This is a genomic window from Companilactobacillus paralimentarius DSM 13238 = JCM 10415, assembly GCF_001434985.1.
Lineage (GTDB): Bacteria > Bacillota > Bacilli > Lactobacillales > Lactobacillaceae > Companilactobacillus > Companilactobacillus paralimentarius.
In genome coordinates this window covers 1-13,167 of sequence record NZ_AZES01000049.1, presented here as the reverse complement: position 1 = coordinate 13,167, position 13,167 = coordinate 1, and the positions used below count along the sequence as shown (strand labels likewise).

The 13,167-nt window shown below is 30.2% G+C and carries 12 protein-coding genes; all 12 read left to right on the top strand.

Annotated elements, in window-relative coordinates:
* On the top strand, positions 1-551 hold a 551-nt coding region (locus FD33_RS05190), incomplete at its 5' end, for a tyrosine-protein phosphatase (protein WP_056955819.1).
* 24 nt (positions 552-575) lie between these two features.
* Positions 576-1,244, top strand: coding sequence for a sugar transferase (locus tag FD33_RS05185; RefSeq protein ID WP_051564280.1), 669 nt, complete (start codon positions 576-578; stop codon positions 1,242-1,244).
* On the top strand, positions 1,244-2,026 hold the full coding sequence (locus FD33_RS05180; protein WP_025085891.1) for a DUF4422 domain-containing protein: 783 nt from the start codon (positions 1,244-1,246) through the stop codon (positions 2,024-2,026). Before FD33_RS05185 ends, FD33_RS05180 begins: the two co-directional genes overlap by 1 nt.
* 69 nt (positions 2,027-2,095) lie before the next feature.
* Positions 2,096-3,166: a glycosyltransferase gene (locus tag FD33_RS05175; RefSeq protein WP_025085892.1), complete on the top strand. Its 1,071-nt coding sequence runs from the start codon at positions 2,096-2,098 to the stop codon at positions 3,164-3,166.
* A 29-nt stretch (positions 3,167-3,195) separates the two neighbouring features.
* On the top strand, positions 3,196-4,353 hold the full coding sequence (locus tag FD33_RS05170; protein ID WP_025085893.1) for a hypothetical protein: 1,158 nt from the start codon (positions 3,196-3,198) through the stop codon (positions 4,351-4,353).
* 2 nt (positions 4,354-4,355) lie between these two features.
* Positions 4,356-5,291 (top strand): SP_1767 family glycosyltransferase, encoded by a 936-nt coding sequence (locus tag FD33_RS05165; RefSeq protein ID WP_025085894.1) that lies wholly within the window; start codon positions 4,356-4,358, stop codon positions 5,289-5,291.
* Between the two features lie 34 nt (positions 5,292-5,325).
* Positions 5,326-6,234, top strand: coding sequence for a GT-D fold domain-containing glycosyltransferase (locus FD33_RS05160; RefSeq protein ID WP_025085895.1), 909 nt, complete (start codon positions 5,326-5,328; stop codon positions 6,232-6,234).
* Positions 6,235-6,282: 48 nt separating this feature from the next.
* On the top strand, positions 6,283-7,302 hold the full coding sequence (locus FD33_RS05155; RefSeq protein WP_025085896.1) for a hypothetical protein: 1,020 nt from the start codon (positions 6,283-6,285) through the stop codon (positions 7,300-7,302).
* A 19-nt stretch (positions 7,303-7,321) separates the two neighbouring features.
* Positions 7,322-8,437 carry a UDP-galactopyranose mutase gene (glf, locus tag FD33_RS05150; protein ID WP_025085897.1) on the top strand — a complete coding sequence of 372 codons (1,116 nt, stop codon included), beginning with the start codon at positions 7,322-7,324 and terminating at the stop codon, positions 8,435-8,437.
* A gap of 6 nt (positions 8,438-8,443) precedes the next feature.
* A complete protein-coding gene (locus FD33_RS05145; RefSeq protein ID WP_025085898.1) occupies positions 8,444-9,859 on the top strand; it encodes an oligosaccharide flippase family protein in 1,416 nt (471 codons plus the stop codon).
* Positions 9,860-9,878: 19 nt separating this feature from the next.
* On the top strand, positions 9,879-11,006 hold the full coding sequence (locus FD33_RS05140; protein ID WP_056955818.1) for an LCP family protein: 1,128 nt from the start codon (positions 9,879-9,881) through the stop codon (positions 11,004-11,006).
* Positions 11,007-11,083: 77 nt separating this feature from the next.
* Positions 11,084-12,946, top strand: coding sequence for an LTA synthase family protein (locus FD33_RS05135; RefSeq protein ID WP_025086388.1), 1,863 nt, complete (start codon positions 11,084-11,086; stop codon positions 12,944-12,946).
* The last annotated feature ends 221 nt before the right edge of the window (positions 12,947-13,167 follow it).

Below are 13,167 nucleotides of genomic sequence, written 5' to 3'. Positions count from 1 at the left end.
GTCAAGAAGTTCATCTAACAGGGGAACTAATGGATGCCATTGCTAAAGATGATATTTTGTTCATGGATGAAACTAATCGTTATATATTGTTAGAGATGCCACATGAGGGTATTCCTGAGTATACAGCGGATATGATTTTTGATTTAACTACCCGTGGTATAACGCCGGTTATTGCCCATCCAGAGCGTAATCATGGAATTCAGGAAGATCCTGATAAATTATATGATTTCGTTAAAATGGGATGTTTAACACAATTGACAAGTAGTAGTTATCTTGGTGTTTTTGGTAAGAAGGTCCAAACACTTACTGAGGAAATTATTAAAGCCAATTTAGGATTTATTTTTTCATCTGATGCCCATAATTTTAAGGGACGTAGATATTTGATGAGAGAGGCTTTCGAAAAGCTAGCTAATGAAGAAGGAACACGTAAGGCCGAATTATTTAATTACAATGCAAAGAATATCATCAACGGGGATGATGTTGATGATATTGATTTTCAAAAAATATCACAACTTGTAGTTAAGAAGAAAAGGCGATTCTGGATATTTTGATAAAAGCCGTAGGGGGAATGTGAGATGGAGTATTTTGGTAATAGTAATGGCGAGAGCAATGTGAAAGGAAAAAGTAAGTCTATGACCTACCTTTTCTGTAAAAGAATAACAGATGTTCTGGTGTCTACTCTAGCATTGATAGTGTTGAGCCCAATTTTTTTTATTGTATGGATTATTAATGTTATTAATGCTTCTGATCGTGGTCCTTTATTATACAAGCAAGTGCGCGTAGGCTTGAATGGAAGAAAATTTGGAATGTATAAGTTTAGATCTATGGTAGTCAATGCCGAGGAAAAATTGTATGAAAATAAACCACTTTACGCCAAATATGTTAAAAATAATTATAAATTAAAACCGGAAGATGATCCTAGAATTACAAAATTCGGAAAATTCCTTAGAAAATCATCAATAGATGAAATTCCTCAATTTATCAATATTTTAAAGGGGGATATGAGCCTAGTTGGACCTCGTCCCGTAATTGAACAGGAACTCAAGGAATATGATAGGTCAAAGTTATTATCAGTTAAGCCTGGTGCTATGGGGTTATGGCAAGCTGTTGGAAGAAGTAAAATTGGTTATCCTGAGAGGGCAAATATTGAAATGGTATATATAGATAAAGCTTGTTTCTCTTTTGATATAAAAATTATATTTGGAAATCTGACAAATATATTTAAAGGAAAGGGTGCTTACTGATCAACATAAAAATATTAGTTGCCACACATAAGAAGGCACCAATGCCTGAAGGAAAAGATATTTATTTTCCTATTTTGGTGGGAGCATATAAGAATTATAAAAAAGAAATAACCTACCAGCGTGATGATATTGGTGATAATATCTCCAAAAAGAATTCTAGCTATAATGAATTGACTGCAATTTATTGGGCTTGGAAGAATCTTGATGCGGATATCGTTGGTTTAGTACATTATAGAAGATACTTTTTTAAAAATGTTGTAAATAAAGATTTAAAAAACGTTATTGATAAAAATGATATTGAGGCATTGTTGAGTAAACACGATGTTATTTTACCACGCAAAAGAAATTATATTATTGAAACTAATTATTCTCATTATATTCATGCACACCATAAAGAACCAATTGATGAAACTAGAAAAATAATAGCTAGATATTATCCTGAGTATCTTTCTTCTTTTGATAAAGTAATGTCTCGAAGAAAAGCACATATGTTTAATATGTTTATCATGAAAAGAAATCTTTTTGATAATTATTCGAAGTGGTTAATGGGTGTTCTAGATAAACTAGAGGATAAAATAGACATATCAAATTATTCAGTTCAAGAATCTAGAGTTTTTGGTTATGTGAGTGAGGTCCTTATGGATGTTTGGATAGAAACTAATGGAGTTAATTATGTAGAGGTACCATGGAAACAGATTGGAAAGGTACGACTATTCTCCAAAGTGTTTAATTTCTTAAAAAGAAAATTCTTACCGAATTCTAAATCACGTACACACTTTTAGTTAAAAATTTTATTGATTCCTTAAGTTTATATTTAAATTAATTATATAGAAAAAGTAAGGAGAGTATTTTTGAAAAAGAATATCATGATTTTTGTTCCCTATATGACTGGATTCGGTGGAACGGAAACTGTTATAAATAACTTATTTGCAGAATATAATTCATCTTCCCAAAAGAAATACGAGATGAGTCTGGTTTCTATTGGAGGATATTCTGATTCTGGTTGGCAAAAAAATATTCTTAATAAAAAGATTTTCCAATTTAGTTCTAAAAGATATTTACGGAATATACAGTATATCCTTTTTCTTCCAGGAATAATGTTTTTTGAGATATTTATGAATGCTGATATTGATATTATTATATCAACTAATCCCCTTATGTGGTCATTAGCGTATTCTTTAAAAAAAATATTGCATAGAAGTTATAAGGTAATGTCTTGGTATCATTATTCTCCAAAGAAAAAACCGATTTCTAATGTGTTCTTAAAAAGATCAGATAGGTATTTAGCAATAAGTACGGGAGTTGCAAATCAGTTTGTTGAGAGTGGTATTGGAAAAGATAAAATTAGAACAGTATTTAATCCCGTTTTGAGAAATTCATCTGTCGTACAAAGAACAAAAGCAGAAGAGCCATGCCATTTTGTTTATGTTGGAAGAATTATGCTGGATGGGCAAAAGAATTTGAGAAAAATAATTGATGGATTATCTAAGGCATCAGGCAATTGGAGATTAACGGTTTTTGGAGAAGGGGACATTCAAGAGGTATCTGATTACATGTCTGTTAAAGGAATTTTAAATAATGTTTCTTTCGAAGGATTTAAAAGAGATCCGTGGGAAGAATTAAGTGATGTTGATTGTTTATTACTATCATCTAAGTACGAAGGATTTGGCATGGTTTTGGCTGAAGCAATTTCTGTTGGAATACCGGTGTTATCTGTCGACTGTGATTCTGGTCCGTCTGATATTGTAAATGAAAAAAATGGCATATTAGTGGATAAAGATGATCAGAGTGCTTTTGATGTAAGTTTGCAAAAATTTATTAATAAAGAGTATTTGTTTAGAGATAGCCGTAAAATAAAAGAATCAATAAGCAATTTTTACAGTGAAAACTATTTCAATTCTTTTTTAAAATCTTTATCGTAGTTGATAATTAATTAAATAAGGGATTATTTATGGAGAAAAATAAACGGCTTCAAAGTTTTTTGAATTATGTATATGGAGCAGCATTCGTTACATATACTTTTTTTAGTATTTTAGTGCCTTTGAGTAATTTTAATGTACAATCTATAGAATTTGTTAATATTTATAAATTTGTAAAAATGTTTTTAATGGTTGTTTTATTTATAATTTTTTTATTCAGAAATTATAAATTCAAAACTTTTTTACTGATGGCCTTCTGTATTTTAATTGGTGCATATGGTTATTATGTAAATAGTGAGGATAGAATGTTAATGCTAATTTTGTTTGCATTTGCATCTAGGTATATTCACCCTAAGATTCTGCTAAGGTATGATTTTGTTGTTCGAATAATTGCTTTTTCGGCAATTATTTTTTTGTATGGGCAAGGTGTGTTACGAAATTCTTATCTTTTACGAGCAAATGGAGTTATGAGATCAACGTTAGGATTTTCTCATCCAAACTATGGTGGAATTCTCCTATTTACTATTATTTTGGAATGGATTCTAATAAAAAATAAAAAAGTAAATATTTTTGAAATATTGTCAATGTTAGGAATCAGTTACTTCTTTTATAGGTTCTTTTTAGCAAGAACAGACTGGATTTTAACTATTTTATTGTTGCTGTCTATTATAATTATTCAACTATTTGATGGTAGTAAACTGACAGTAATAATCAAAAAATGTGATTCCATATTTGTATGGTTAATGTCGATTTTGAGTTTATCTGTTCTTCTTTTCGTTAAACAAGGCACTATTCTGTATTCGCTGATAAATAAGTTGCTTTCAAGTAGACTAGATATTTTTCAATTTTATTATCAGTTAGTTGGAATAAAATTGTTACCTCAAAAAATAACTGTATATTTTCAAGATTCTACTTTTGCAGGAATGGATAACGCTTATATTTTTGCGGCAGTGTATGACGGTTTGATATTGTTTGTAGTTTTCTTTGTAATTGAGCAAATAATTGCAAAGAAAATACAGGTTGCTCCATATAATGTTTCATTGGTATTTTTGTTTATTTTACTTGTGGGATTGACAGAAGCGTTAATAATATATCCATTTATAAATATGATGGTTATTTATTTTGGACAAGAATCAAATCCACCCTTTATGGATAATAAGGATTTAGAATCTAAAAATGAAAGAGGATAATTATGAAGAAACGTATTTCAAAATTTGTACCATTTTGGGTAAAATTGTTCATAGCCATGTGTCTCTATAGAATTTTTCAATTAAGAATGATCTTTGAAAGAAAAGTTCCAAAAGTAAATGACTTTGAACATACGGTCAATTACATAATTAAAAATGGTGTTTCTGTAAGTAGGTTTGGCGATGGGGAATTTAAATGGATGTTTCAGAATAGGGAAGATGGAAACTTCGAAATAAATTCTCCGGCTTTATCTAATGCTTTGAAAAATACATTGAATAAGAGAAGTAAAAACTTAATGGTTTGTATACCGGACGTTTTTTCAGGATTATCTCAATATAATGAGGAAGCAAAGGAGTATTGGGGGATTTGTTTGGGTCTTAATGGCGTATCATGGGTTAGAAAATTAGACAATAGTAAACCTTATTTTGACACACAATTTACTAGACCATATATGGATTATAAGGATAAACGGAATGCTGGAAATAAATTTCAAGCGTTAAAACTTATTTGGAAAGATCGAGATGTTTTAGTTGTAGAAGGAACCAAGAGTCGTTTTGGTGTAGGAAATGATTTGTTGTCAAATACTAGGTCAGTAAAAAGAATATTGGCACCTTCTACAAACGCCTTCGAAAAAATTGACGATATTAGGAATAAAATATTGCAGGAAACTAGTAATGGTGATGTATTAGTACTATTGTCATTAGGACCTACGGCCACGGTATTAGCCGCAGAATTATCAGAAAAAAATATACAATCTATTGACATCGGACATGTTGATATTGAATATAGTTGGTACTTGATGGGAGCAACAGAGAAAGTTCCCGTAGCAGGTAAGTACGTAAATGAAGTGCCAAATGGTGGACATGAGGTCAATGAGATTTCAAATCAAGATTTGAATAATAAATATCATTCTGAGGTTGTATCCATTATTTCAAAATAGAATTTATAACTTTTTGGAGTCGGAGATTTTTATTATGATGAGTGATGATTTAAAAGAATATTTAAGGTTTCTTAAGTGGAAACTTCCATATAAAAGAAATATGATGAAATATCATGTTAATACACTTAGTTTTGATGACACTATTAATTTAATTTTAAAAGAAAGATTGTCTGTGTCGAGGTTTGGAGATGGAGAATTTAGGTTCATGTTGTCTGAAGATACGGGAGATACATTTGAAATAAATTCTGATAGTTTGGCTCAAAATTTAAAAGAAACTTTGACTGAGAATCAGAATCATCTTCTAATATGTTTACCAAGTGTTTACAATGGTTTGTCAGATTTAAAGTGGAATGAAAAAGTTTTTTGGCAACGTGAAGTTAGCAAATATCTTAAAGAATACTATAAATATCTTGATACTACTTATGTATATGGTGATGCATTCTTCTCTCGTCCGTATCAACCCTATTCTGTTAGTAGTAATGAGGTAGAAAAAAAATTTCTTAAGATTAAAGAGATTTGGAATAATAGGAATGTAATAATAGTAGAAGGTGAACTAACTAGATTTGGCGTAGGAAACGACTTATTATGCAACGCAAAATCAATAAAAAGAATTATTGCTCCAGCTACGAATGCATTTGAGAGAATTGATAGTATTCTTTTTGAACTAAAAAAAGAATTGAAAAAAAATTTAGATGATGATTTACTAATTCTTTTTTCTTTAGGACCTACTGCAACAGTCTTATCCGCAAGGGTTTCAAATGAGACGAATGTTCAATGTATAGACATTGGTCATCTGGACATTGAATATGAGTGGTTCTTGCGAGGATCCGTGAGCAAGGTTCCAATAAAGGGGAAATATGTTAATGAATCAGATGGGCAAAAGTTTATTGATGGTGAAGTAAGTGATAAGTATCTAAGTGAAATTATTTGTACTATTAAATAATGAAATACATTTAGTTTTAATTTTTCGAAATAAAAAGTGAGGATGTTTATGAATAAGTATGTAACAAACTTTTTTTACGGCGGTCCATCCGAGAAAAATGCAGGACCAAAGGCAAAAAGTGATGTTAATCTGTTTTTAAATGAAGATGATTTTAAAAATGTTGATATACATTTGGAATATAAAAAAATAGTTAAGCTGTTTTTAACCGATTATCAATTAAAAAAACAGATTGATTTAAATAATAAAGGAATATTTATATTACAGTATCCTCTCGATAGTAAATTAATTTCCAATAGAATAAAAAAAATGATAAACGATAATGATAAGTTTACGTCGGTATGCTTGATTCATGATTTGAAGGGATTACGAGTTGAAGATATTGATGAAGAATCTAAGATTAAAGAGATTGATTATTTAAACAGCTTTGATTATTTGATTGTTCATAATCAATCAATGAAGAATTGGCTTTTAAACAGAGGAATTTCAGTGAAAATGTTCATTTTGAATTTGTTTGATTATAATAATCCATGTGAAATATCTGATAGTTACGAATATGATATTGTGTATGCAGGTAATTTGATTAAGGCAAATTTTTTAAAAGAACTTAAACTGAATAGTCATAAATTAAATGTTTGTGGAGTTAACGAGTTAGATCATTATCCTGATAATATTATTTATAATGGTTCGTATTCTCCAGAAGAGTTACCCAGATATCTTAATGCCAAATTTGGATTAGTTTGGGATGGAGATTCGATTAAAAATTGTAGTGGAAATTATGGACATTATTTGAAATATAATACTCCGCATAAAATATCTCTATATTTGAGTTCAGGAATCCCAGTAATAGTATGGAAGGACTCTGCAATGTCAGAGTATATTGTAAATAACAATTTTGGGATAAGCGTAGACAGTTTGGAGTCTATTGATGAAATTTTAGATTCAATTTCTATTAAAGAGTATCAGTCTATGAAAGATAGCGTTTTGGAAGTTGCAAATAAGTTAAGAAGAGGCTTTTTCATTAAGAGTACTCTTAATAATATTATGGAAGAACAAAAAAATAATTTTTAGAGGAGCAGGTGGATAATAAATGAATTATTTAGTAGTTGGATCTGGCCTTTTCGGTTCAGTTTTTGCACATGAAGCTGCAAAAAGAGGACATAATGTACAAGTATTAGAAAAACGTGATCATATAGGTGGAAATATTTATACCAGAGAGATAGAGGGTATACAGGTTCATGAGTATGGCGCACATATCTTTCATACTAATATGAAAAATATTTGGGATTACATTGGTCAGTTTGCAGAGTTCAATAACTTTGTGAATAGTCCAATAGCTAATTATAAGGGTGATATTTACAACCTACCTTTTAATATGAATACTTTTAATAAATTATGGGGGGTTATTACCCCTGATGAAGCAAGAAATAAAATTGAAGAACAAAAAGAAAAAATTCATTTACAAGGAAATCCTAAAAATCTTGAAGAACAAGCTATTTCTTTAATAGGCCTTGATGTTTATCAAAAACTTGTTAAGGGTTATACTGAAAAGCAATGGGGAAAATCTGCAAAAGATTTGCCAGCATTTATTATTAGAAGACTACCTGTAAGATTTACTTATGATAATAATTATTTTAATGATAGGTATCAAGGAATCCCGATAGGAGGATATACTCAAATAATTGAGAAATTATTAGATAATCCGCTTATCAGTATTAAAACAAATACTGATTTCTTCTCAAATAAAGAAGAGTATTTAAAATCAGATTATCGAATTATTTTTACGGGAATGATTGATCAATTTTTTAATTACAGTTTAGGTGAACTGGAATATCGTAGCTTAAAATTTGAAACCGAAGTATTAAATCAAGATAATTATCAAGGAAATGCTGCCGTTAATTACACGGATGCTGAAACGCCATTTACTAGAATTATTGAGCATAAGCATTTTGAATTTGGAAAGGGAAATAAAGGAAAAACAGTTATTACTCGTGAATATCCTAAAAAATGGACTCGAGGGGATGATCCTTATTACCCTATTAATAATAAACGTAATAAAGAATTATATTCTAAGTATGCTGACGAAGCCAAGAGAGATTATCCAAATGTTTTATTTGGTGGTCGCTTAGGTCAGTATCGTTATTACAATATGGATCAGACAATCATGTCAGCTTTACAAGCAGTTAAAAGGGAATTTGAGGAATAGGCGTTAATGAAGGTTATAAAAAACTATTTGTACAATGCTTTCTATCAAGTCTTTATTTTGATAGTTCCACTAATAACTACGCCATATTTGGCGCGTGTACTTGGTCCTAAAGGTGTTGGAATAAACTCTTATACTAATTCGATTATTCAATACTTTATTCTTTTTGGTAGTGTTGGCGTTAATCTCTATGGTAATAGACAGGTTGCCTTTGTTAGGGATAATAGAAGGAAATTAACTGAAACGTTTTATGAAATATTCTTTATGAGAATGATGACTGTGCTGTTATCAATAGGCGCTTTTTTTCTCTTTTTAGTATTTGTTCCTGATTATCAAGTCTATTATTTAGCACAAGCGGTATCTTTAATTGCGGCAGCTTTTGATGTTTCATGGTTCTTTATGGGAGTCGAAAATTTCGCAGTTACTGTATTTAGAAATCTCATAGTAAAAGTCATTACATTAATAAGCATTTTTACGCTAGTTAGGTCTTACGATGATTTGACTATGTATATTTTGATATTATCTTTGTCATTGTTATTGGGCAATTTGATGTTGTTTCCTGGATTGCATAAGTATATTGATAAGCCAGAATTTTCTTCTTTAAAGATTGGAAGGCATTTTAAACCATCATTGCTTCTGTTTATTCCTCAAATCGCTACACAAATATATCTTGTGCTTAATAAAACAATGCTTGGTTCAATGATTTCTGTTCAAGCTTCAGGATATTTTGATCAGTCAGATAAGATGGTAAAAATGGTATTAGCAATAGTCACCGCTACGGGGACAGTAATGCTTCCTCATGTTGCTAATGCATTTGCAAATGGAGAGCATGAAAAAACAAAAGATTATTTGTATAGTAGTTTTTCTTTTGTAAGTTCTTTATCGATTCCGATGATGTTTGGATTAGCAGTAATCACGCCTAAATTTGTCCCTTTATTTTTTACCAGTAAGTTTAGTAGTGTTATTCCAATCATGGTAATAGAATCAATTGTAATTTTGTTAATTGCATGGAGTAATGTAATTGGGACACAATATTTATTACCAACTAATCAAACTAGGTCATTCACACTATCTGTGGTGGTTGGAGCGGTCGTAAATTTAATTGCTAATATTCCTTTAATTTGGATATATGGTGCAGTAGGGGCTTCTATTGCAACTGTTTTGTCTGAATTATCTGTAACAATCTACCAATTGGTTGTAATAAGAAAACAAGTAAATTATAAATTATTGTTTGACGATATTTTTAAATATTTTATTGCTGGTGTGCTTATGTTCCTTACTGTATTATTTTGGGACCGATTAATGAGTGACAGTTGGTTATCATTGGTAGTTGAAGTTATAATTGGAATTGTTGTCTATCTGATTTGTTTGTTAGTACTAAGAGCCAAAATATTATTCAAATTAAAATCAGTTTTAAATGGTTAATTATGTAGGGGGATTTTAGATGCATAATAAGAGAAAAAAAACACATACACTAAGAAATGTGTTTTTAATGTTTATTCTATTTATTGTTTTAGGTGGAGCTGCATATGGAATGACACGCTATAGAAGTGTTAAAAATTCTGTCAATAGCTCATTCAAGCCTTCTGGTTTAACAAAGGAACGTGATGTGAGTTCGGTGCTAAAAAGTAAAAAGCCAGTATCTATTCTTTTGATGGGTACCGATACCGGTGCGTTGGGACGTGATTACAAGGGTCGTACGGATAGTATGATGGTAATTACATTAAATCCAAGTAAAAATAAAACAACAGTAACAAGTATTCCACGTGATACTGCTGTTAATATACCTGGTTATAAGTCAGTTTCACCAGCTAAAATTAATGCTGCATATTCCTATGGTCAAACTAAGACGGCAATTAAAACCGTTCAAAAACTTTTGAATATTCCAATTGATTTTTACGCACTTATTAATATGGGTGGTATGGAAAAGGTTATTAATCAAGCTAATGGTGTTGATGTAACACCAACTTTAAGCTTTAAGTATGAAGGATTTTCATTTACAAAAGGTGAAAAGACTCATATGAATGGTAAGAAAGCTTTAGCATATTCACGTATGCGTTATGATGATCCACAAGGCGATTATGGACGTCAAACTCGTCAACGAGCTGTACTTACTGCTTTAGTACATAAGAGCAGTTCAGTGTCTACGTTATTAAATCAAAGTTTTATTAATTCATTATCCGATCAAACCCAGACAGATTTAACATTTGATGAATTAACTACAATTGCTAAGGATTATAATTCTGTTAGAAAAAACACTTCTGAAACTCATTTACAAGGAAACGGTGAAGAAGTTGCTAAACAGAGCATGGAAGTTATGAAAAAATCCGAATTACAACGAGTTACAAACTTTATTCGTGAGAATTTAGATTTGCCACATGCTGAGACGGGTGATATTCAGTATAAATCTAGCCAAGGTTCCTCTGTAAGTAAGACTGAGGAGCAAATTAATGATATTGGTATGCAAAAGTCTACCTCTGGTACCAAAGGCAACACTAGTGTTGCAGAATCAAATTCAAATAACGGTTATAGAACGGGGACTGGTTCTGGTTATTCAAATTCTGGATACTAATTATGGTTTAGCAATCTATATGAGGGTATAGATTGCTTTTATTTTATTTAATTTTTTGATTTCTGAGGAGAAAAGTAATGAAAAAAAAATATTCTATATTTTTTATTAAGCTATTTACAGTTACGGTTATTGGATATTTAGTATTAATGTTTTCTAGTAATATAACTATTGGCGTATTGACAAACTACTTTATGGAACATACAAAAATACAATTATTCAATTTTTTATTTCTATTTTTAATGCTTTTATTTTTTATGTCAATATTTAATTCATTTTGGATAACGTCGGCCTTTTTTATTATAGTGAATCTGATAATAGCCATTATCAATTATGAGAAGGTCGTGTATCGAAATGAAGGTATATTGCCAACTGATTTAACTATGATTAATTCTATTGATAAAATATTTTCAATGGTTAATCCGGTATTAATATTTATGATAATAATTTTTATTGCCTTGATTTTTGTTCTATTTTATTTTTTACAAAGAAATTATCAAATGAAACTTGGGAAAAAATTTCGAATACTAATAATTTTATTAAGTCTATTCTCTATTTATGGAATTATAAATATGCATAAGGAGGACAGTGCTTTTTCTAAAGTAAGCGATCTCATAATCAATAACCCCATGTATTATGACCCATTGATGGCTGTGAAAATAAATGGTCCAATCTTAAATTTTGCCAACAATTATGGAGTTAGTATTATGGATAAACCCCGAGGATACAGCAAAAGAAATATATCAAAGATTGTAAACAGATATAAAAAGATAAGTAAGAAATTGAATAAGGGTAGAAGAAGTAATAATCAAAAAGTCGTGTTTATTCTGTCAGAGAGTTTTAGTGATCCTACTAAGGTACCAGGAATAAAATTGAATAAAGATCCTATACCATACACTAGATCACTAATTGAACATAATGTGGGAGGAAACATGATTAGTGATGGTTATGGGGGTGGTACTGCAAATATGGAGTACCAGGCATTAACAGGATTGTCACTAGGAAATTTTGCGGCAACTTTGCCAACACCATATACACAGCTAGTTGTTAGTCAGAAAAAAACATTTACGTTTAATAATTTATTTGATAATAGTATTGCAATACATCCTTATTTTGGTTCTTTATATAGTAGAAAAAACGTATTCAAAAAAATGGAATTTGATAAATTTTATAGTCTTGACAATAATTATCCTAAAAAGTATAGTAAGAAAATTGGGGAAAATCCGTATGTGTCCGATAAAGAATCATATAAGTATCTTGTTTCTAAATTAAGAGGGGATAATAAAAGCCAGTTTATTCAGTTGTCGACGATGCAGAATCATATGCCGTTTGATAAAAAGTATTATAAAAATAATCAGTTCAAAGTTAAGGGCAATGTTTCTAAGAATGAGTCAATGATGATTGAAAATTATTCTAAAGGGATTAATTATACTGATAAGGCGAATAAATATTTATTGTCTAGGCTAAAGAATGTCAAACAAAATATTACAGTGGTATTTTATGGGGATCACCTACCTTCAATTTATTCTCATGTTAATTTGAGAATAAATAGTGTAGTTATGCATGAGACACCTTATTTCATTTGGTCTAATCATAAGAAATTAAGAAATATTCCTTATGAACAGTATGTGGGAACTTATTCTTTTGGAAGTGAAGTTATGAAGGCAACTAATAGCAAAGTCACGCCTTATGGTGCGATGATACAAAACATAAGTGAAAAATTACCTGTTATTGCATCTAAAGTGTCGAATACTGCCTCTGATCCCAATTTGCCAGATGGTGGTATGAATTTAGTTGATGCAAAATCAAGGAGTATTTTAAGAATTTCTGATATGTCCTTTAAACAGAAAAAATTACTGAGAGATTATCAGATGATTCAATATGATCTGACCGCCGGCAAAGGATATTCAGAAGAAATGAAATTCATGTCTAGAAAAAAGTGATGTATTGTTTTTCATTTAAAGGAACATAATTATATACGAGGATTTCATGATTTTATGAAAGTTTTACAAGAAAGGTTCAGAAATCTAATTGATTTCTGAACCTTTTTTGTAGAGTTGTATTCTAATTTTGACATGAAAGCAGTAATATCAAAATTTATTTATAAGTGGTAGATTGCAACAATTAATCGAATTTTTCGGACAAGTCACCAAAGAAGACTTGG

Bases quoted from the DNA above. Each gene is read 5' to 3' on its own strand.
- FD33_RS05185 (WP_051564280.1), top strand. From the start codon at position 576: ATGGAGTATTTTGGTAATAGTAATGGCGAGAGCAATGTGAAAGGAAAA.
- FD33_RS05170 (WP_025085893.1), top strand. From the start codon at position 3,196: ATGGAGAAAAATAAACGGCTTCAAAGTTTTTTGAATTATGTATATGGA.
- FD33_RS05165 (WP_025085894.1), top strand. From the start codon at position 4,356: ATGAAGAAACGTATTTCAAAATTTGTACCATTTTGGGTAAAATTGTTC.
- FD33_RS05160 (WP_025085895.1), top strand. From the start codon at position 5,326: ATGATGAGTGATGATTTAAAAGAATATTTAAGGTTTCTTAAGTGGAAA.
- FD33_RS05155 (WP_025085896.1), top strand. From the start codon at position 6,283: ATGAATAAGTATGTAACAAACTTTTTTTACGGCGGTCCATCCGAGAAA.
- glf (WP_025085897.1), top strand. From the start codon at position 7,322: ATGAATTATTTAGTAGTTGGATCTGGCCTTTTCGGTTCAGTTTTTGCA.
- FD33_RS05145 (WP_025085898.1), top strand. From the start codon at position 8,444: ATGAAGGTTATAAAAAACTATTTGTACAATGCTTTCTATCAAGTCTTT.
- FD33_RS05140 (WP_056955818.1), top strand. From the start codon at position 9,879: ATGCATAATAAGAGAAAAAAAACACATACACTAAGAAATGTGTTTTTA.
- FD33_RS05135 (WP_025086388.1), top strand. From the start codon at position 11,084: ATGAAAAAAAAATATTCTATATTTTTTATTAAGCTATTTACAGTTACG.